The organism is Enterobacter sp. PI-10 (genome assembly GCF_027947695.1).
GTDB lineage: Bacteria > Pseudomonadota > Gammaproteobacteria > Enterobacterales > Enterobacteriaceae > Enterobacter > Enterobacter vonholyi.
On sequence record NZ_JAJNOG010000011.1, the window covers coordinates 16,234 to 35,046 of the forward strand.

19 protein-coding genes are annotated in these 18,813 nt (G+C 58.5%); 15 read left to right on the forward strand and 4 right to left on the reverse strand.

The features are described from left to right. Positions 1-2 precede the first annotated feature (2 nt). Genes phnL through phnP form a run of 5 tightly spaced genes read left to right on the forward strand, consistent with a single transcriptional unit; the run spans position 3 to position 3,559 of the window. On the forward strand, positions 3-683 hold the full coding sequence (phnL, locus tag LRM19_RS19000; RefSeq protein ID WP_271369629.1) for a phosphonate C-P lyase system protein PhnL: 681 nt from the start codon (positions 3-5) through the stop codon (positions 681-683). Next, entirely contained in the window at positions 680-1,816 is a 1,137-nt protein-coding gene (gene phnM, locus LRM19_RS19005) for an alpha-D-ribose 1-methylphosphonate 5-triphosphate diphosphatase (RefSeq protein ID WP_271369630.1), read from the forward strand. Before phnL ends, phnM begins: the two co-directional genes overlap by 4 nt. Then, complete coding sequence (gene phnN, locus LRM19_RS19010; RefSeq protein ID WP_271369666.1) at positions 1,813-2,364, forward strand: ribose 1,5-bisphosphokinase; 552 nt, start codon at positions 1,813-1,815, stop codon at positions 2,362-2,364. Before phnM ends, phnN begins: the two co-directional genes overlap by 4 nt. After that, on the forward strand, positions 2,357-2,791 hold the full coding sequence (phnO, locus tag LRM19_RS19015; RefSeq protein ID WP_143344544.1) for an aminoalkylphosphonate N-acetyltransferase: 435 nt from the start codon (positions 2,357-2,359) through the stop codon (positions 2,789-2,791). The genes phnN and phnO overlap by 8 nt, the downstream gene beginning before the upstream one ends. 9 nt (positions 2,792-2,800) lie before the next feature. Next, positions 2,801-3,559 (forward strand): phosphonate metabolism protein PhnP, encoded by a 759-nt coding sequence (phnP, locus tag LRM19_RS19020; RefSeq protein ID WP_271369631.1) that lies wholly within the window; start codon positions 2,801-2,803, stop codon positions 3,557-3,559. A 52-nt stretch (positions 3,560-3,611) separates the two neighbouring features. Here phnP and yjdP read toward each other — a convergent pair whose 3' ends face one another. From yjdP to LRM19_RS19035, 3 genes are all read right to left on the reverse strand, one after another. Then, complete coding sequence (yjdP, locus tag LRM19_RS19025) at positions 3,612-3,935, reverse strand: DDRRRQL repeat protein YjdP (protein WP_033144428.1); 324 nt, start codon at positions 3,933-3,935, stop codon at positions 3,612-3,614. A 75-nt stretch (positions 3,936-4,010) separates the two neighbouring features. Beyond that, a complete protein-coding gene (locus LRM19_RS19030; protein WP_008500049.1) occupies positions 4,011-4,637 on the reverse strand; it encodes a GNAT family N-acetyltransferase in 627 nt (208 codons plus the stop codon). A gap of 121 nt (positions 4,638-4,758) precedes the next feature. Continuing rightward, the gene (locus LRM19_RS19035) at positions 4,759-7,038 is read right to left on the reverse strand and encodes an ATP-binding protein (protein ID WP_271369632.1); all 2,280 of its coding nucleotides are present in this window, start codon (positions 7,036-7,038) and stop codon (positions 4,759-4,761) included. A 181-nt stretch (positions 7,039-7,219) separates the two neighbouring features. On the opposite strand from LRM19_RS19035, the gene LRM19_RS19040 reads away from it, so the two are divergent. From LRM19_RS19040 to lpxO, 7 genes are all read left to right on the forward strand, one after another. Continuing rightward, positions 7,220-8,734: a sugar ABC transporter ATP-binding protein gene (locus LRM19_RS19040; protein ID WP_271369633.1), complete on the forward strand. Its 1,515-nt coding sequence runs from the start codon at positions 7,220-7,222 to the stop codon at positions 8,732-8,734. A gap of 2 nt (positions 8,735-8,736) precedes the next feature. Beyond that, the gene (locus LRM19_RS19045; RefSeq protein ID WP_133293600.1) at positions 8,737-9,732 is read left to right on the forward strand and encodes an ABC transporter permease subunit; all 996 of its coding nucleotides are present in this window, start codon (positions 8,737-8,739) and stop codon (positions 9,730-9,732) included. Positions 9,733-9,762: 30 nt separating this feature from the next. Beyond that, positions 9,763-10,704, forward strand: a complete 942-nt coding sequence (locus tag LRM19_RS19050; protein ID WP_126817613.1) for an ABC transporter substrate-binding protein — start codon at positions 9,763-9,765, stop codon at positions 10,702-10,704. 49 nt (positions 10,705-10,753) lie between these two features. Next, positions 10,754-11,440 carry a D-lyxose/D-mannose isomerase gene (locus LRM19_RS19055; RefSeq protein WP_133293599.1) on the forward strand — a complete coding sequence of 229 codons (687 nt, stop codon included), beginning with the start codon at positions 10,754-10,756 and terminating at the stop codon, positions 11,438-11,440. Between the two features lie 10 nt (positions 11,441-11,450). Further along, complete coding sequence (locus tag LRM19_RS19060) at positions 11,451-12,311, forward strand: ketose 1,6-bisphosphate aldolase (protein ID WP_248175492.1); 861 nt, start codon at positions 11,451-11,453, stop codon at positions 12,309-12,311. Continuing rightward, on the forward strand, positions 12,311-13,315 hold the full coding sequence (locus tag LRM19_RS19065; RefSeq protein ID WP_025912337.1) for a carbohydrate kinase family protein: 1,005 nt from the start codon (positions 12,311-12,313) through the stop codon (positions 13,313-13,315). The genes LRM19_RS19060 and LRM19_RS19065 overlap by 1 nt, the downstream gene beginning before the upstream one ends. 143 nt (positions 13,316-13,458) lie before the next feature. Next, entirely contained in the window at positions 13,459-14,367 is a 909-nt protein-coding gene (gene lpxO, locus LRM19_RS19070) for a lipid A hydroxylase LpxO (protein ID WP_023293507.1), read from the forward strand. A 3-nt stretch (positions 14,368-14,370) separates the two neighbouring features. On the opposite strand, the gene LRM19_RS19075 is transcribed toward lpxO, so the two are convergent. Beyond that, positions 14,371-15,102 carry a response regulator gene (locus tag LRM19_RS19075; RefSeq protein WP_115876903.1) on the reverse strand — a complete coding sequence of 244 codons (732 nt, stop codon included), beginning with the start codon at positions 15,100-15,102 and terminating at the stop codon, positions 14,371-14,373. A 256-nt stretch (positions 15,103-15,358) separates the two neighbouring features. On the opposite strand from LRM19_RS19075, the gene fdhF reads away from it, so the two are divergent. The 3 genes from fdhF to LRM19_RS19090 all read left to right on the forward strand — a co-directional run bounded on the left by fdhF (position 15,359) and on the right by LRM19_RS19090 (position 18,777). Then, positions 15,359-17,506 (forward strand): formate dehydrogenase subunit alpha, encoded by a 2,148-nt coding sequence (gene fdhF / locus LRM19_RS19080; RefSeq protein WP_271369634.1) that lies wholly within the window; start codon positions 15,359-15,361, stop codon positions 17,504-17,506. A 322-nt stretch (positions 17,507-17,828) separates the two neighbouring features. Then, positions 17,829-17,981, forward strand: coding sequence for a Hok/Gef family protein (locus LRM19_RS19085; protein ID WP_045909184.1), 153 nt, complete (start codon positions 17,829-17,831; stop codon positions 17,979-17,981). 121 nt (positions 17,982-18,102) lie between these two features. Then, the gene (locus LRM19_RS19090; RefSeq protein WP_271369635.1) at positions 18,103-18,777 is read left to right on the forward strand and encodes a tetratricopeptide repeat protein; all 675 of its coding nucleotides are present in this window, start codon (positions 18,103-18,105) and stop codon (positions 18,775-18,777) included. The last annotated feature ends 36 nt before the right edge of the window (positions 18,778-18,813 follow it).

Here is an 18,813-nt window from a genome sequence, read left to right on the forward strand (position 1 = left end):
ACATGATCCACGTACAAAACGTAAGTAAGACCTTTGTGCTCCACCAGCAAAACGGCGTGCGCCTGTCGGTGCTGCAAAATGCCTCTCTGGAGATTAATCGCGGCGAATGCGTGGTGCTGCACGGCCACTCCGGCAGCGGAAAATCGACCCTGCTGCGCTCCCTGTACGCCAACTATCTGCCCGACGAAGGCCATATTCATATTCGCCACGGCGATGAATGGGTCGACCTGGTACAGGCTCCCGCGCGTAAGGTGCTGGAGGTGCGCCGCTCAACGATCGGTTGGGTGAGCCAGTTTCTGCGGGTGATCCCGCGGATATCCGCCCTGGACGTGGTCATGCAGCCGCTGCTGGATCTTGGCGTGCCGCGCGAAACCTGTGCCGCCAAAGCCGCCAGCCTCCTGACGCGCCTCAACGTGCCCGAGCGCCTGTGGCACCTTGCCCCGTCGACCTTTTCCGGCGGCGAGCAGCAGCGCGTCAACATCGCCCGCGGCTTTATTGTCGACTACCCGATTTTACTTCTGGATGAACCCACCGCCTCGCTCGACGCTAAAAACAGCGCGGCCGTGGTGGAACTGATCGAGCAGGCCAAAGCGCGCGGGGCGGCGATCGTCGGGATCTTCCACGATGAGAGCGTTCGCACCCGCGTCGCGGACAGACTGCACCCGATGGGGACAAACGTATGATTATCAATAACGTCAAGCTGGTGCTGGATAATGAGGTGGTTGACGGCTCGATTGAGATCCAGGACGGAACAATCCGCGCGTTTGCTGAAACCCAGAGCCGCTCGCCCGAGGCGATGGACGGTGAAGGCGGCTGGCTGCTGCCGGGGCTGATTGAACTGCATACCGATAATCTGGATAAATTCTTCACCCCGCGCCCGAAGGTCGACTGGCCCGCTCATTCTGCGATGAGCAGCCACGACGCGCTGATGGTCGCCAGCGGCATCACCACCGTACTGGACGCGGTGGCCATTGGTGACGTGCGCGACGGCGGCGACCGTCTGGAGAATCTGGAGAAGATGATCAACGCCGTAGAGGAGACGCAAAAACGCGGCCTCAACCGCGCCGAGCACCGCCTGCACCTGCGCTGCGAGCTGCCGCACCACACCACCCTGCCGCTGTTTGAAAAGCTGGTAGGCCGCGAGCCGGTGTCGCTGGTCTCCCTGATGGACCACTCGCCGGGGCAGCGCCAGTTCGCCAACATTGAAAAGTATCGCGAATACTATCAGGGCAAATATTATCTCAGCGATGCGGAGATGGCGCGTTACGAAGAAGAGCAGCTGGCGCTTGCGGCACGGTGGTCGCAGCCTAACCGTCTCAGGATTGCGGCGATGTGCCGGGACCGCAATATCGCGCTGGCCAGCCATGACGATGCCACGCACGATCACGTGCTCGAATCCCACCAGCTTGGCAGCGTGATCGCCGAATTTCCCACCACGTTCGAGGCGGCTGAAGCCTCCCGCAGGCACGGCATGAACGTGCTGATGGGCGCACCGAACATCGTGCGCGGCGGTTCACACTCCGGCAACGTCGCGGCAAGCAAGCTCGCGTCCCTTGGCCTGCTGGATATCCTCTCGTCCGACTACTACCCCGCCAGCCTGCTCGACGCGGCGTTCCGGGTGGCCGACGACGAGGGCAATCGCTTTACGCTGCCGCAGGCGATTCGCCTGGTAACGAAAAACCCGGCCTCGGCGCTTAATCTGCAGGATCGCGGCGAGATAGCCGAAGGCAAGCGGGCGGATCTGGTCCTGGCCCACCGCAGGGGCGAGCACGTTCATATCGACCACGTCTGGCGTCAGGGAAAGAGGGTGTTCTGATGGGAAGACTTATCTGGCTAATGGGGCCGTCCGGCTCCGGTAAGGACAGCCTGCTGTCCGCCTTACGGCAGCAGGAGCATCCCCAGCTGCTGGTGGCGCACCGTTACATTACCCGGGCGGCCAATGCGGGGAGTGAAAACCATATCGCCCTGAGCGAGCAGGAGTTTTTTACCCGTGCCGGGCAAAATCTGCTGGCGCTGAGCTGGCACGCCAATGGCTATTACTACGGAATCGGCATCGAGACCGATCTGTGGCTGCATGCGGGGTTCGACGTGCTGGTCAACGGCTCGCGTGCGCATCTTTCGCAAGCGCGCGCCCGCTATGGGGCGGCCCTGCTGCCGGTCTGCCTGCAGGTTTCACCGGAGGTCCTGCGCAGCCGGTTGCAGATACGGGGTCGTGAATCCGCCCGCGAGATCGACCAGCGGCTGGAGCGTGCGGCGCGTTACACCCCTTCCGACTGCCATATCCTTAATAACGACGGAAGTTTGCTACAGTCAGTCGATACCTTTTTATCGCTTATCCGTCAGAAGGAGAAACAGCATGCCTGACTGCAGGCTTCGTCCCGCCACCGCCGACGATACGCAAATCGTCTATGCGTTAATCTGCGAATTGAAACAGGCCGAATTCGATCGCCAGGCGTTTCACGCGGGCTATCTTGCCAATCTGCAGGATCACAACATGCGCTACCAGCTTGCCGAACTGGACGGGCAGGTCATCGGCATGATCGGCCTGCACCTGCAGTTTCACCTCCATCACGCGCGCTGGATCGGCGAGATCCAGGAGCTGGTGGTGATGCCGCAGGCGCGCGGGCTAAAGGTGGGCAGCCAGCTGCTGGCCTGGGCGGAAGGGGTGGCACGAGAGGCGGGCGCGGAGCTGACCGAGCTCTCCACCAGCGTGAAGCGCACCGACGCCCACCGTTTTTACGTCCGTGAAGGATATACGCAGAGCCATTTCCGATTCACCAAACCGCTGTAGAGGTGCGTTATGAGTCTGACAATCACGTTAACAGGAACCGGAGGCGCCCAGCTCGTACCGGTCTTTGGCTGCGACTGCGCGGCGTGCCGCCGGGCGCGCCTGCAGGAGACCTATCGCCGTCGCCCCTGTAGCGCGGTGGTCAAATTCAACGATGCGGTGACCCTGCTGGACGCGGGTATTCCGCACCTGATGGACGACTGGGCTGCAGGCAGCTTTCAGCAGTTTTTGCTGACCCATTACCATATGGATCACGTTCAGGGGCTCTTCCCCCTGCGCTGGGGCGTGGGCGCGACGATCCCCGTCTACGGTCCGCCGGATGAAGCGGGATGCGACGACCTGTTTAAACATCCGGGGATTCTGGATTTCAGCCATACGGTCGAACCCTTTGTCATGTTTGAGCTTCAGGGAATGCGGGTAACGCCGCTGCCGCTCAACCATTCGAAACTGACCTTCGGGTATTTGCTGGAGTCAGCCCACAGCCGCGTGGCCTGGCTTTCCGACACCGCCGGGCTGCCGGAAAAAACGGTGAAGTTCCTGCTTAACAATCAGCCGCAGGCGATGATTATCGACTGCAGCCACGAACCGCGCGACGAGACGCCGCGAAACCATTGCGACTTAAATACCGTGATGGCGCTAAACGAGGTGATTGGCTGCCCGCAGGTGATCCTGACGCACATCAGCCATCAGTTTGACGTGTGGATGATGGATAACCCGCTGCCCGACGGCATTGAAGCAGGGTATGACGGGATGGTGCTGGTCCTGGACTAGGTTTTCTCCCTCTCCCGTGGGAGAGGGGTGGGGTGAGGGCAACAGGCCGCACTTAGCCTCGATCGTAATCGTCTTCCAACCTGCGCTCGTCCTCTTCCAGACGACGTCTGTCGTCATCCAGCTGGCGCTGGCGCTCGTCTAAACGGCGGCGCCTGTCTTCGAGCTGCCGACGACGATCGTCGTACTGTCGACTGTCGATTTGACGGCTGCGGTCATAACGATCGTCGTCGTCATTGCTTCGGCTGCTGCTGGGGTTGTAGGCATCGTTGATCGCCTGCTGAATGTTGCCAATAGCATCATCAACAATGTCGGCATGAGCCAGTTGGCTGGTGAGAGACAGCAGACCAAATAACAGAGCAGTTGAGTAACGTTTCATAAGGCCAGACTCGCAGGTGAACTGGCCTTACGATAATGAACGGCAGGAAACGGGGGTAGCGGAGGAATCTCAAATTCAATTGTGTCCTGGGACTTCCATCAGTTGATTCGCACGCTGTTTATTTTCTGCGACCAGGACGATGCCATAGCATTTTTGATCCGGCGAATGGCTCCAGATACGATCTTCGGGGATACACCCTCCGTCATAGATAACCTTGCTACCATCATACGGCCAAAATGCGCCCTGCTCGGTATCGAGAACAAATACAGCGATTTGGTCAGACTCGCGGGCAATTTTCTGCCAGAGCATCTTCCCACCCTCATATTGTTCAAAGTCGCTGACAAGCGTCACGCCACACTGTAATACCAGGGCTTCATACAGGCGAGTTGCCAGTCCCTTGTCACGCTCGGCGGGATCAACGCAGATACCTTCTACCTGAATAACATTGGCATCTTCCCAACAGCGCTCGACGGCAATGATATCTTCACCCAAATGCGTTTTACGTTGTAAATCCAGGGCAGCAACAACCCGATGCCGGGGAACCCCATCGAAGGTTTCGATATCCGCTTCAATAATCGCAGCTCTTGGCGTCTGGCTATCAAAAATAACATGTAGCACTCGCCCGGAAAGCTCAAACTCATCAACGAGTTTAAACGACCTGGCAATTGTGCTCGGGCTGTATGTTGTAGGCATCACGATCATTTGTGAGTCCCCCTTTGTGAGTACCGGCATAATTCCTTTTATATCCCAATCTGCTAAATTTTGCGCAGATTAACATCACCGGCGTTAACGATGCTCTTGATGAAATCCTAAACAGAGGCATTTAAAAACATATTTTCCGCAGAGCCTGCGCCAGCTGCACCCGCGTAAACGGCTTACGCAGTAGCTGAACGTCCGGCAGCTGAGGATTATGCGTGGGCCGTAAATCCTGGCCGCTGATCAGCAGCACCGGAAGCTGCGGATAGTGGCTGCGCACATGGCTAATCACCTCGGCTCCGCTCAGGCTTCCCGGCAACATCAGGTCGCTGATAAACATGCCAATATCCGGCGACGCCGCCAGCATGCTCAGCGCCTGCTCGCCGTTGTCCGCTTCGAGCGTCAGATAGCCAAGCTGGTGCAGCTGCTCGCACAGGGTCTGACGGACATCCGCCTCATCTTCCAGCACCAGCACCAGCCGCTCGCTATCGACGGAGGCGGTGGCAGATAATGCTTCATCAACTGCAGCAGCGGGCAGCGTCGAGCGCGGGAGGTGTAGCCGCACGGTCGTTCCCTGCCCCGGCGCGCTCTCGATCTCCACGCGACCGCCGGACTGGCGGACAAAGCCGTAGACCATCGACAGGCCTAATCCGCTTCCGCTCCCGGTCTGCTTGGTGGTGAAGAACGGCTCAAAGACCCGGGATTTCACCTCCTGCGACATGCCGCTGCCGCGGTCAATGACCTCCAGCGCCACCATATCCTGCCTGCGCCCGTCGCTGCGGGTGACGCGCTGATTCCAGGTCCGAATTTTAATCACTCCGCTTTGCCCTTCCATCGCATCGCGCGCGTTCATCACCAGGTTGATGATGGCGTTTTCCAGCTGGCTGACGTCTATCCAGGCGGGCCATGCAGGGGATTGCGCTTCAATCTCCAGGGTCAGGGTAGCAGGCAGGGAGTGGCGCAGCAGTTCCCGGAGGTTCTCCAGCAGCGGCAGCATCTCTACAGCATGCGGGGTCAGGGATTGCTTGCGGGAAAACGCCAGCAGTCGCTGGGTCAGCAAGGCGCCACGCTCGGCCGCCTTTAGCGCCCGGGTAATGCGCGGCGCGTCTTTTGATTCAGGTTCGGTGAGCTCAAGACTGCCGATGATCACCGCCAGCAGGTTATTAAAATCATGCGCCAGCCCGCCCGTCAGCTGTCCGACGGCCTTCATCTTCTGGCTGTGCAGGAGCGCCTCTTCAAGCCCCTGACGCTCAATGCGGTCGATCTCCATCTGCGTTGTTTTTTCTTTCAGCAGACGCGTGGTGTGTTCAAGCGAGGCGGTGTTGCGGGCAAAAACGTTGAACGCGCGCGCCAGCTCGCCCAGCTCATCGCGCCGCTGCAGGGCGGGAACGGAGACATCCTGTTCGCCGTGAGCAAGACGCGACATCGCCCGGGAAATGGCCGTCAGGTTTGAGGCCAGATGGCGGTAGATATACCAGCAGGCACACCCGGTGATGATCAACGCCAGCACGGCGAAGATGCTGATAAACACGCTGATGGATTGCAGTTCGTGATGGCTCTGGGCGGTGCGAAGCCGGGAGGCCTGCGCCACCTGCTCCACGTACTGATTGATGTCGCTGTTGAGGATTGCCACCAGCGCCTTGATGTGGAACATATACCAGCTTATCGCCAGATCGCTCTCCTCCAGCTGCTTCGACAGCGGGCCTAGCTTACCTAGCTCGGCATTAAAATCAGGCAGAACTTCCTTCACAACCGGCTGTGCGGCACTCCGGGGCAGCGTTGCGGCAACTGCGTCCAGCTGCTGAACGGTCGCGCGCGGCGAAGGGGTGTCAATGGCGGCGGCGATCAGCCGGTCCATCTCCATCAGTTGCTGCGCATTCGGTACGTTGCTGTCATAACGGCTGTTGATGTCCTGCAGATGGCGCAGGTAGCTCTGGCTTTGATACAGCGAGCTCAGCAGCGCGTTACGCTCCAGATGGCGTCGCTGTCCTCGCTCCAGCATCTCCGTCACGCTCTGCTGTAACTCATTGCTTCGTTGAATAATACGCGCCACCAGGGCCGGCTCCTGCTGCGCCAGCGGCGCCTCCGCAAGCTGCTCCAGCGAATGGCGCAGGGCCATTTGCGTCTGCTTCAGGCGCTCGGCTTCCCCTTTGTACTCGAGCGCCCCCACCACCTGCGAGAGCCGCACCGCCGCCGTCGCCACGTTGGCGGTATCGCGGGCCAGGTTCATGCTGCCGGTCATATCGTCCAGCGTTTGCTGCTGCACCTGCTCCTGGATTTGACTGGCGTGACGGAAGCCGAGCACCGCCACGCCGCTCACCATCAGCGTCACGGCGACCACCAGCAGATTGAAAATCAGCAGGCGACCGCGGGCGCTGGCGAAGAACGGGGGGCGGCGTGATGGCATGGATTGAGGCTCCTTTGCGGTTTGTTGCCCTCACCCTGCCCCTCTCCCACAGGGAGAGGGAAAAGGAAAATGTGATGGCGATTAGCTATTCATAACTATGACAAATATGAACAGCTTCTGACATTTTGCATTTACGCACCTGTGATGAAGTGCAGAAATCGGCATTCACAGGAGATCCGCCATGAGCAGAACCCCGGTATTAGAGATGCGCAGCATTGCCAAAACGTTTGGCAGTTTCCACGCGCTCAAGGGCGTGGATTTGACGGTGTTTCCCGGTGAGATCCACGCCCTGATGGGCGAAAACGGCGCGGGAAAAAGCACGCTGATGAAAATCCTCGCGGGGGCCTATACCGCGACCGGCGGCGAGATCCTGATCGACGGCAAGCCGTTTCACATTAAAGGGCCGAAAGATGCGCTGGCCGCAGGCATCACTCTGATTTATCAGGAGATGCAGCTCGCGCCCAATCTGACCGTAGCCGAAAATATCTTCCTCGGCAGCGAGCTGTCGCGCGGCGGGCTGGTCCAGCGCAAGGAGATGGCCGCCCAGGCGCAGGCGGTGATTGACCGCCTCGGCGCGCAGTTCAGCGCCACCGATCGGGTGATGAAGCTGACCATTGCCGAACAGCAGCAGGTGGAAATTGCCCGCGCGCTGCACCGCAACAGCCGTATTCTGGTGATGGATGAACCCACCGCCGCCCTCTCCTCCCGCGAAACGCATCGCCTGTTTGAACTGATTTTGCGCCTGCGCGATGAAGGGATGGCGATCATCTATATCAGCCACCGCATGGCGGAGGTCTATGAACTCTCTGACCGCGTCAGCGTTCTACGCGACGGGCAGTACGTCGGCAGCCTGACGCGCGACAAGCTGAACGCGTCGGAACTGGTGAAGATGATGGTGGGCCGCCCGCTAAGCGACCTGTTCAACAAGGAGCGTGATATCCCCCTCGGCAGCCCGCGTCTCAACGTCCACCACCTCACCGACGGTAAAAAAGTACAGCCGTGCAGCCTGCAGGTGCGTTCCGGCGAAATCGTCGGGCTGGCGGGCCTGGTGGGGGCCGGACGCTCCGAGCTGGCGCAGCTCATCTTCGGCGTGCGTAAAGCCACCGGCGGCATGATTGAGGTCGACGGCGAGCCGGTGGTGATCCACTCCCCGCGCGCGGCCATCGAAAACGGCATCGGTTTTCTCACCGAGAACCGCAAGGAGCAGGGGCTGTTTCTGGAGCTGGCGGCGCAGGAGAACATCACCATGGCGACGCTTGAGCGCGACGCCACCTTCGGCATGTTAAACCGCAAAAAAGCGCAGTCGATTTCCGATGACGCCATCGCCCTGCTTAACATCCGCGTGCCCCATGCTCAGGTGCGCGCGGGCGGGCTCTCCGGCGGAAATCAGCAGAAGCTGCTCATCTCCCGCTGGGTGGCGATTGGCCCACGCATTCTGATTCTGGACGAACCCACGCGCGGCGTGGACGTCGGCGCGAAAAGCGAGATCTACCGCATCATGAACCAAATGGCCCGCAAAGGGGTGGCAATTTTAATGATCTCCAGCGAGCTGCCGGAAGTGGTGGGGATGAGCGACCGGGTGTATGTGATGCGGGAAGGCAGCATTGCGGGCGAGCTCCACGGGCGCGACATCTCTCAGGAAAACATCATGACGCTGGCAACCGGCGTAAACGACACTCATCATCAGGCGGTGTAACCATGACACATTCAACCAGTCCGCAGCAGGTGGCGAAATCCGCTTCCGCAAAAAAAATGCTGATGAGCGATCTGATGCAAACGGTCGGCATCCTGCCGATTCTTATCCTGATTGTGGCGGTATTTGGCTTTATCGCCCCGAACTTCTTTACCGAGAGCAACCTGCTCAACATCACCCGTCAGGCGTCGATCAACATCGTGCTCGCGGCGGGAATGACCTTCATTATCCTGACCGGCGGGATTGACCTCTCGGTGGGGTCGATTCTCGGCACCACGGCGGTGGCGGCGATGGTGGTGTCGCTCATTCCCGAATTCGCCGGGCTGTCCATTCCGGCCGCGCTAATGCTCGGCATGGTGCTGGGCCTGTTCAACGGGGCGCTGGTGGCCTTTGCCGGGCTGCCGCCCTTTATCGTCACGCTCGGCACCTATACGGCGCTGCGCGGCGCGGCCTATCTGCTGGCCGACGGTACGACGGTCATTAACTCCAACATCAACTTCGAGTGGATCGGCAATAACTACCTCGGCCCGATCCCCTGGCTGGTGGTGATCGCCCTGGCGGTAATTGCGGTGTGCTGGTTCATCCTGCGCCGCACCACGCTCGGCGTTCACATCTACGCCGTGGGCGGCAACATGCAGGCGGCGCGCTTAACGGGCATCAAGGTCTGGCTGGTGCTGCTGTTTGTCTACGGCATGAGCGGCCTGCTCTCCGGCCTCGGCGGTGTCATGAGCGCCTCACGCCTGTACAGCGCTAACGGCAACCTCGGCACGGGTTACGAGCTGGATGCAATTGCGGCGGTGATCCTCGGCGGCACCAGCTTCGTCGGCGGGATCGGCACGATCACCGGCACGCTGGTCGGCGCATTGATCATCGCCACCCTCAATAACGGCATGACGCTGATGGGCGTCTCCTATTTCTGGCAGCTGGTGATCAAAGGGGCGGTGATCATCATTGCGGTGCTGATCGACAAATACCGTACCCGACACCATCAAAGTGCATAACAACAATACCCTACGAGTGAGGAAGACAAGATGCGTTTGAAACCCTTAGTAACCGCGCTCTGTGCTGGCGCGCTGCTTGCCGCAACGCCGTTTGCGCAGGCAAAAGATCTGAAGTCCATTGGCGTGACGGTGGGTGACCTGGCCAACCCGTTCTTCGTGCAGATCACCAAAGGTGCCGAGCTGGAAGCGCGCAAGCTGGCGGGGGATAACGTCAAGGTGACGCTGGTCTCCAGCGGGTACGATCTGGGCCAGCAGGTGGCGCAGATCGACAACTTCATCGCCGCGAAGGTGGACATGATCATCCTCAACGCCGCGGACTCTAAAGGGATCGGCCCGGCGGTGAAGCGCGCGAAGGACGCCGGGATCGTGGTCGTGGCGGTTGACGTCGCGGCGGAAGGGGCTGATGCCACCATCACCTCCGATAACACCCAGGCGGGTGAGATGGCCTGTAAGTACATTACTGACCGCCTGAAAGGGAAAGGCAACGTGGTGATCATCAACGGGCCGCCGGTCTCAGCGGTGCAAAACCGCGTGGAAGGGTGCCAGACAGAGTTCAAGAAACATCCGGATATCAAGGTGCTCTCGGATAACCAGAACGCCAAAGGCAGTCGTGAAGGCGGCCTGGAAGTCATGACCTCCCTGCTGGCGGCCAATCCGAAGATCGACGGCGTGTTTGCGATTAACGATCCGACCGCGATCGGCGCCGATCTGGCCGCGAAGCAGGCGCAGCGCAATGAGTTCTTTATTGTCGGCGTGGATGGCAGCCCGGACGGTGAGGAAGCGCTGAAGCGCGAAAACTCCCTGTTTGTCGCGACCCCGGCGCAAGATCCGCAGGTTATGGCGGCAAAAGCGGTGGAGATCGGCTATGACATTCTTCAGGGCAAACCTGCGCCGAAAGAGCCCGTGCTGATCCCGGTGACGATGATCGATAAAAAGAACGTCGGCACGTATAAGGGGTGGACGGTTAAATGATCCTTTTCCCTCTCCCGCAGGGAGAGGGAACTGTTTTCAAGGAGTCCCCATGAAACGCTCCGACATCAATGAAATTCTCGGCCACACGCGACAGTTCTTTTCCATGCACGACGTGCATCTCCCGCCTTTTGCCAGCTTTCCGCCAACAAAATGGCAGCAGCTTGACCAGGCCGCGTGGCAGGAAGTGTTCGATCTCAGGCTCGGCTGGGACGTGACGGCGTTCGGCGGCAACAGCTTTGCCGCAGAGGGCCTGACGCTGTTTACCCTGCGCAACGGCTCGCCCAACGGCGTACCTTATGAAAAATGCTATGCCGAAAAAATCATGCACGTTCGAGACGGCCAGGTCACGCCGATGCATTTTCACTGGCGCAAGCGCGAAGACATCATCAACCGGGGCGGCGGGAACCTGATTGTAGAATTGTGGAATGCCGGGGCGCATGAAGAGACGGAAAACACCGACGTGACGGTCACCGTCGACGGCTGCCGTCAGACCCACGCGCCCGGCAGCCAGCTACGCCTCACACCAGGGGAAAGCATCTGCCTGACGCCCGGTCTTTACCACAGTTTCTGGGGCGAACGCGGCTTCGGTGACGTGCTGGTCGGGGAAGTGTCCTCGGTCAATGACGATGAACACGACAACCACTTTTTGCAGCCCGTTGCCCGCTATAACAACATCGAAGAAGACGAACCGGCGCTGCTGGTGCTGTGCAACGAGTACAACCTGTTTCGGATATAAGGGGTAAATAATGCCATTAATTTCTCTTGCCGACGGTCTTGCGCACGCCAGACAGCACCGCTACGCGCTGGGCGCGTTTAACGTGCTCGACTCCCACTTCCTGCGCGCGCTGTTCGCCGCCGCAAAACAGGAACGCTCGCCGTTTATCATCAACATCGCCGAAGTGCATTTTAAGTACGTGTCGCTGGATTCTCTTGTCGAAGCGGTTAAGTTCGAAGCCGCCCGTCACGATATTCCCGTGGTGCTCAACCTCGACCACGGCCTGCATTTTGACGCCGTCGTGCGCGCCCTGCGCTTAGGGTTCAGCTCGGTGATGTTCGACGGCTCTACGCTGAGCTACGAGGAAAACATCCGCCAGACGCGGGAAGTGGTGAAAATGTGCCACGCGGTCGGCGTGTCGGTGGAGGCGGAGCTGGGTGCGGTCGGTGGCGATGAAGGCGGCGCGCTTTACGGACATGCGGATGAAGCCTTCTTCACCGATCCGCAGCTGGCGCGCGAATTTGTTGATTCAACCGGCATCGACGCGCTGGCCGTCGCCATCGGCAACGCGCACGGCAAGTATAAAGGCGAGCCGAAGCTCGATTTCCCGCGCCTGGACGCCATTCGCCAGCAGACGGGGCTGCCGCTGGTTTTACACGGCGGCTCCGGGATTAGCGATGCTGACTTCCGCCGCGCCATTGAGCTGGGCATTCATAAAATCAATTTCTATACCGGGATGTCGCAGGCCGCGCTCGCCGCCGTGGAGCAGCGCATGGCTAACCGCCAGCCGCTGTACGACGAGTTTGCCGAGCTGCTGCTGGGGATAGAAGAGGCGATTACGGATACGGTCGCCGAACAGATGCGCATCTTCGGCAGCGCGGGGCAGGTATAATGGAACGTAAAGGCATCATCGCCGCAGGCAATATGCTGGTGGACCACGTCCACCAGATCGTGCAGTGGCCGGAGCGCGGCTGGCTGGCGGAAATCACCCACAGCGAACGCTCAACCGGCGGCGCGCCGCTCAACGTCCTGCTGACGCTGGCAAAAATGCACGTTGGCCTGCCGCTGCAGGCGGTGGGGCTGATTGGCGAAGACGGCGACGGGGACTACATTCTGGCGATGCTCGACCAGTACCACGTCAACCGCCAGCGCGTACAGCGCACCACCTTTGCGCCAACCTCCATGTCGCAGGTGATGACCGACCCCAGCGGACAGCGCACCTTTTTCCACTCGCCCGGGGCCAACCGCCTGCTGGATCTTCCCGCCTTCGATCGCTTAGACGGATCGATGAAGATCTTCCATCTCGGCTATCTCCTGCTGCTCGACAGCCTGGATATGCCCGATGACGAATTTGGCACCCGCAGCGCGCGGCTGCTGGCGCAGATGCGCGACCAGGGGTATGAAACCTCGCTCGATCTGGTTTCCCGCAAGGGCGACCCGCGCTATCAGCCGCTGGTGCTCCCTGCCCTTCGCCATCTCGACTATCTGGTGATTAACGAGCTGGAGGCCGGTGAGTTTAGCGGCCTGACAATGCGTGACGAAAACGACGCCCCGCACATTGCCCATATCGCGGACGCCGCGGCGCAGCTGCTGGCGGCCGGCGTACGCCAGCGGGTGGTGATCCACTGTCCGGAAGGCGCATGGGGAGAAGCTCGCGGTGAAGAGGGTCGCTGGATCCCGTCATGGATGCTGGAGCAGGAAGAGATTATCGGCAGCGTCGGCGCGGGCGATGCCTTTTGCGCGGGCTTTTTATACGGCTGCCATGAATCGCTCCCGCTAACAGAGAGTATTTATCTGGCGCACGCCTGCGCGCGGGCAAGCCTGCTGGCCGCCAATGCGATTGACGGCGCAAAAACGCTGGCCGAGCTGCAGGCGTTTATTCGCGAGAGCATTTAATTTAACAATAATTGCGATTTTTCATTACAGTTCTATGAATTTTATATTCCCGAACTACACTCTCTCCATCTGGCATATTCGGCGTGGGCAGCACTCTGTCCGCACGCTTTTCCGAAATGAGATAGAAAGAGGACAAGGGAAAAATGTTCGCAGTCATCATCATCGGTATTTTCATTATCAGCGTTATTTATGCGCATTCCCGCGGCAAAGAAAAACAGACGCTTTCCCGTCAGCTCTTCGACCATTCGACGTTTATGGCGCCCATCAATATGTTTATGACGGCGTTTTCTTCCCTGCCCGCCAGGCAGCCTTTCTTTGAAACAGAGCGCTTCCCGGAATTAAATAAGCTGACGGAAAACTGGCTGGTTATTCGCGAAGAGGCGCTGCGTTTGCAGCACCATATTAAGGCGGCGGAAAATAATAACGACGCTGGCTTTAACACCTTTTTTAAACGCGGCTGGAAACGGTTTTACCTGAAATGGTATGCCGATGCCCATCCCTCCGCGCAGTCTTTATGCCCGGTGACGACCCGGCTGGTGAGTGAAATCCCCTCGGTGAAGGCGGCCATGTTTGCCGAGCTGCCGGCGGGTGCAAAGCTTGGCAAGCATCGTGATCCCTATGCGGGCTCGGTTCGTTACCATCTGGGGTTATTCACACCGAATGACGACCGCTGCTTTATTGAAGTCGACGGGCAGCGCCACAGCTGGCGGGATGGTGAAGCCGTTATTTTTGATGAGACCTACGTCCACTGGGCAGAGAATAAATCGGATCAAACGCGCATTATTCTCTTCTGCGATATTGAGCGTCCGATGAAATGGCGCTGGGCGCAGGCGGTTAACCATTGGGTGGGGACCACGCTGATGTCTGCAGCCAGCTCACCGAATGACGAAAATGACAGCACCGGCGGCATAAACCGCATTTTTAAATACGTTCATGCGGGCCGCGAGCGGGGGCAGCGTCTGAAAAAAAGAAACCGTAAGGCCTATTACGCCCTCAAGTATCTGTGCATCATCGCAATTTTTGCCGCCATCATTGTTCCGGCGATAACGTAAGCCTTATGCTGCCTGTTCGGGCCGGCTCACGTCGGTGGCAAACACGTAACCCAGTCCGCGAATGGTTTTGATGAGCGCAGGCTGATGCGGGTTAGCCTCTATTTTCCGGCGCAGGCGCATGATCAGCACGTCAATCGTGCGGTCGAACACGTCGGCGCTTTCGCTGTGGGTCAGCTCAAGCAGCCTGTCACGGCTTAGCACCCGACGGGCATTCTGCGTGAGCGCCAGCAGCAGGCCATACTCGCCCTGGGTTAAGGGGACGGGATTACGCTGCGGATCGCTCAGCTCGCAGCGGGTGGTATCAAGCGTCCATCCGTTAAACGCAATGCCCGCGACAGGCGCTGCGGAGGGTTCCGCAGCCAGCACGCCCGTACGGCGCAGCACCGCTTTCACGCGGGCGACCACCACGCGCGGGTTAAACGGTTTGCCAATATAATCGTCGGCCCCCATCTCCAGCCCCACCACCACGTCTGACTCGCTGCCCAGCCCGGTTAACATCACAACCGGTAGAGCCGGACGCTGCTTTTGCAACTGCAGCAGAACCTGCAGGCCATTAATATCCGGCAGCATCATATCCAGCAGCACAAGCGCGATATTCGGCTCCTGTTGTACCCGGCGAAGTGCATCCTGGCCGTTATGGCAGACAAGCACGCTAAAGACGTGCTCGCTCAGCACGTCCTGAAGCAGTTCGCAGACTGCCGTATCGTCATCAACCACCAGAATCGCCGGTTTCATCGTATGCTTCCGTCAGGGGATTATGTTAATTCTGAACTATTCTGCCGTCGGCTCCAGTCAAAAGGTTTTTTCAGTGACGGAAATTCAACCCATGTCACATCCGCCGCCCTGTCGACACGTCAATTTTGACGATTGGCTGCTTTTTGTCAGGGTTTTCACCCCGGATGGGCCGTAAAGTCAGGGGATACCCATACAAAAAACATGGCATAGAAGCTGCATAGTGGGTGCGAACGATTCGATTAACTGGAGCAGACTGATGAAAAAAGTCGTCACGGTTTGCCCTTATTGTGCCTCAGGTTGCAAGATCCACCTGGTGGTCGATAACGGCAAAATCGTCCGGGCGGAGGCCGCGCAGGGGAAAACCAACCAGGGCACGCTGTGCCTGAAAGGTTACTACGGCTGGGATTTTATTAACGATACCCAAATCCTTACCCCGCGCCTGAAAACCCCTATGATCCGCCGCGAGCGCGGCGGCAAGCTGGAAGCCGTCTCCTGGAACGAGGCGCTGGATTACGTCGCCACGCGCCTGAGCGCCATCAAGGCCAAGTATGGCCCGGATGCCATCCAGACCACCGGCTCTTCCCGCGGGACGGGAAATGAAACCAACTATGTGATGCAAAAATTCGCGCGCGCCGTTATTGGTACCAATAACGTCGACTGCTGCGCTCGCGTCTGACACGGCCCATCGGTTGCAGGTCTGCACCAGTCGGTCGGTAACGGCGCAATGAGTAATGCCATCAACGAGATAGATAATACCGATCTCGTCTTCATCTTTGGTTATAACCCGGCGGATTCTCACCCTATCGTCGCGAACCACGTTATTCGCGCTAAACAGAATGGGGCGAAAATCATCGTCTGCGATCCGCGCAAAATTGAAACCGCGCGCATTGCGGATATGCATATTGCATTGAAAAACGGCTCAAACATCGCGCTGTTGAACGCAATGGGGCACGTCATTATTGAGGAGAACCTGTACGACCAGGCGTTTGTCGCGACCCGTACAGAAGGCTTTGAAGAGTATAAGAAAATAGTCGAGGGCTATAGGCCTGAATCCGTCGAAGCGATCACCGGCGTCAGCGCGCAGGAGATTCGTCAGGCGGCCAGGATGTATGCCGGGGCGAAAACCGCCGCCATCCTCTGGGGCATGGGCGTGACCCAGTTCTACCAGGGCGTGGAAACCGTGCGTTCCCTGACCAGCCTCGCGATGCTGACGGGAAACCTTGGCAAGGCCCACGTTGGCGTGAACCCGGTGCGCGGTCAGAATAACGTGCAGGGCGCCTGCGATATGGGCGCGCTGCCGGATACTTATCCGGGCTACCAGTACGTGAAGTTCCCGGAAAACCGCGCCAAGTTCGCGAAGGCCTGGGGCGTGGAAAGCCTGCCGGAACACACCGGGTATCGCATCAGCGAGCTGCCGCACCGCGCGGCGCATGGCGAAGTGCGTGCGGCCTACATCATGGGTGAAGATCCGCTTCAGACCGACGCCGAGCTTTCTGCAGTGCGTAAAGGGTTTGAGGATCTGGAGCTGGTGATTGTCCAGGATATCTTCATGACCAAAACCGCGGCGGCGGCGGATGTGATTTTACCGTCGACCTCCTGGGGCGAGCATGAAGGCGTCTACACGGCGGCGGACCGCGGCTTCCAGCGCTTCTTTAAGGCGGTCGAGCCGAAGTGGGATCTGAAAACGGACTGGCAGATCATCAGCGAAATCGCCACCCGCATGGGCTACCCGATGCACTACAGCAACACCCAGGAGATATGGGACGAGTTGCGCAGCCTGTGTCCGGACTTCTACGGCGCCACCTATGAAAAAATGGGTGAGCTGGGGTACATCCAGTGGCCGTGCCGGGATGAGTCGGAGGCCGATCAAGGGACGTCCTATCTCTTTAAGGAGAAATTCGACACCCCGAACGGGCTGGCGCAGTTCTTCACCTGCGACTGGGTCGCGCCGATCGATAAACTCACCGACGAGTATCCGATGGTGCTCTCCACCGTACGTGAAGTGGGCCATTACTCCTGCCGCTCAATGACCGGTAACTGCGCCGCGCTGGCCGCGCTGGCGGACGAACCGGGCTATGCCCAAATCAACACCGCAGATGCTGAACGCCTTGGTATTGAGGACGAAGCCCTGGTGTGGGTGAACTCGCGCAAAGGGCGGATCATCACCCGCGCGCAGGTCAGCGATCGCCCGAACAAAGGGGCGGTCTATATGACCTACCAGTGGTGGATTGGTGCCTGCAACGAGCTGGTGACGGAGAACTTAAGCCCGATAACCAAAACGCCGGAGTATAAATACTGTGCCGTCAACGTTGAGCCGATTGTGGATCAGCACGCGGCGGAACAATACGTGATAGAGGAATATAACAAGCTAAAAGCCCGACTGCGCGAAAGCGCAATGGGTTAGAGCCGTTAATTGATCGTTGAATAAAGGGAGTGATATATTCACTCCCTTTTTATTTCCCATTAATTCATAAGAAATAGAAATTATTATTCTGTAAAGCGGCTCGCAGAAATAATGTAATTTACGCAGAATACAATTACATCTTTGCATTTTAATTCAGAGAGATAAGATATGCGGCGGGTGCTTAAGACTTTCTGTCTTGAGCATTGTTGAGGGACAGAAAGTGGAAAGCCCCGGGAAATTTTCATTTACCCGAGGCTACTCCCTCAACTACCAACAGGTTGAGAGTAGCCTCTTATTCTTTTTTTGACAAGGAGTAAAAGGCATGACGCCATTAAAAACTGCGTTAGGCATCGTCTTTATTGTTTGCCTGACGATAGTGATCTTTACCTTTATTACTCGCGGTAAGCTCTGCGAGTTTTCAATAAAGAGTGAGCATCAGGAGGTGGCGGCTAAATTAGCCTGCAACCCAGGCTAATCTCTACGGGCGGAACAACGGTTCCGCCCGGCTTGTAGGATGCTGAGGTCTTAATGCACCCGTTTTTTTCTTTTGCGCCCGCGATTATACTGCGCGGCGTGTACCCAGATGATAAGAATCCATGAAAGCCATTTTTCTGTTGTTATTGTTTTTAACGTCCTTTGCCCGCGCGGATGAGATAGGCAGCCAGTATCGGAAACAGGCGGAAGCCGGCGATGCCCGCGCCCAGTATTATCTTGCCGATACGTACTTCAGCTCCGGCGACAGCAAGCAGGCCGCGCTGTGGGCCGAGAAAGCCGCGAAAGGCGGCGATGTCGACGCCATGGGGTTGCTCTCGCAAATCCTCTTTACGCAAGGTGATTACGCACAGGCCAAAGCCCTGGCCCAACAGGCAAACATTGCTGGCAGCAAACGCGGTGCGATCATGCTGGCGCGCATTCTGGTGAATACTCAGGCGGGGAAAACTGACTATTCCCAGGCCATCAGACTGCTGCAAACGGCGACCGAAGATATCGACAGCGACTCTGCGGTCGATGCCCAACTGCTCCTGGGGCTGATTTATGCCAACGGCGGCGAGGTAGCGCAGGATGACGTGCAGGCTGCCTCCTGGTTCAAGCGGAGTTCAGCCCTTTCGCGTACCGGCTATGCCGAGTATTGGGCTGGGATGCTGTTCAGGCAGGGTGAGAAAGGCTTTATCACGCCCAATAAACAGAAAGCACTGTACTGGTTGAACCTGAGCTGTACGGAAGGGTTTGATACGGGGTGCGAAGAGTTTGATGCGTTGAGCGGGGAATAAAATCCCCTCACCCTAACCCTCTCCCCAAAGGGGAGA

What these genes read in the sequence shown, in the direction of transcription:
- LRM19_RS19060 (WP_248175492.1), top strand. Translation starts at nt 11,451, where the DNA reads ATGCCATTAATTTCTCTTGCCGACGGTCTTGCGCACGCCAGACAGCAC.
- LRM19_RS19090 (WP_271369635.1), top strand. Translation starts at nt 18,103, where the DNA reads ATGAAAGCCATTTTTCTGTTGTTATTGTTTTTAACGTCCTTTGCCCGC.
- phnM (WP_271369630.1), top strand. Translation starts at nt 680, where the DNA reads ATGATTATCAATAACGTCAAGCTGGTGCTGGATAATGAGGTGGTTGAC.
- LRM19_RS19055 (WP_133293599.1), top strand. Translation starts at nt 10,754, where the DNA reads ATGAAACGCTCCGACATCAATGAAATTCTCGGCCACACGCGACAGTTC.
- LRM19_RS19045 (WP_133293600.1), top strand. Translation starts at nt 8,737, where the DNA reads ATGACACATTCAACCAGTCCGCAGCAGGTGGCGAAATCCGCTTCCGCA.
- yjdP (WP_033144428.1), bottom strand. Translation starts at nt 3,935, where the DNA reads ATGAAACGTTACTCAACTGCTCTGTTATTTGGTCTGCTGTCTCTCACC.
- LRM19_RS19050 (WP_126817613.1), top strand. Translation starts at nt 9,763, where the DNA reads ATGCGTTTGAAACCCTTAGTAACCGCGCTCTGTGCTGGCGCGCTGCTT.
- LRM19_RS19065 (WP_025912337.1), top strand. Translation starts at nt 12,311, where the DNA reads ATGGAACGTAAAGGCATCATCGCCGCAGGCAATATGCTGGTGGACCAC.
- phnL (WP_271369629.1), top strand. Translation starts at nt 3, where the DNA reads ATGATCCACGTACAAAACGTAAGTAAGACCTTTGTGCTCCACCAGCAA.
- LRM19_RS19035 (WP_271369632.1), bottom strand. Translation starts at nt 7,038, where the DNA reads ATGCCATCACGCCGCCCCCCGTTCTTCGCCAGCGCCCGCGGTCGCCTG.
- phnP (WP_271369631.1), top strand. Translation starts at nt 2,801, where the DNA reads ATGAGTCTGACAATCACGTTAACAGGAACCGGAGGCGCCCAGCTCGTA.
- LRM19_RS19030 (WP_008500049.1), bottom strand. Translation starts at nt 4,637, where the DNA reads ATGATCGTGATGCCTACAACATACAGCCCGAGCACAATTGCCAGGTCG.
- phnO (WP_143344544.1), top strand. Translation starts at nt 2,357, where the DNA reads ATGCCTGACTGCAGGCTTCGTCCCGCCACCGCCGACGATACGCAAATC.
- LRM19_RS19040 (WP_271369633.1), top strand. Translation starts at nt 7,220, where the DNA reads ATGAGCAGAACCCCGGTATTAGAGATGCGCAGCATTGCCAAAACGTTT.
- lpxO (WP_023293507.1), top strand. Translation starts at nt 13,459, where the DNA reads ATGTTCGCAGTCATCATCATCGGTATTTTCATTATCAGCGTTATTTAT.
- LRM19_RS19085 (WP_045909184.1), top strand. Translation starts at nt 17,829, where the DNA reads ATGACGCCATTAAAAACTGCGTTAGGCATCGTCTTTATTGTTTGCCTG.
- LRM19_RS19075 (WP_115876903.1), bottom strand. Translation starts at nt 15,102, where the DNA reads ATGAAACCGGCGATTCTGGTGGTTGATGACGATACGGCAGTCTGCGAA.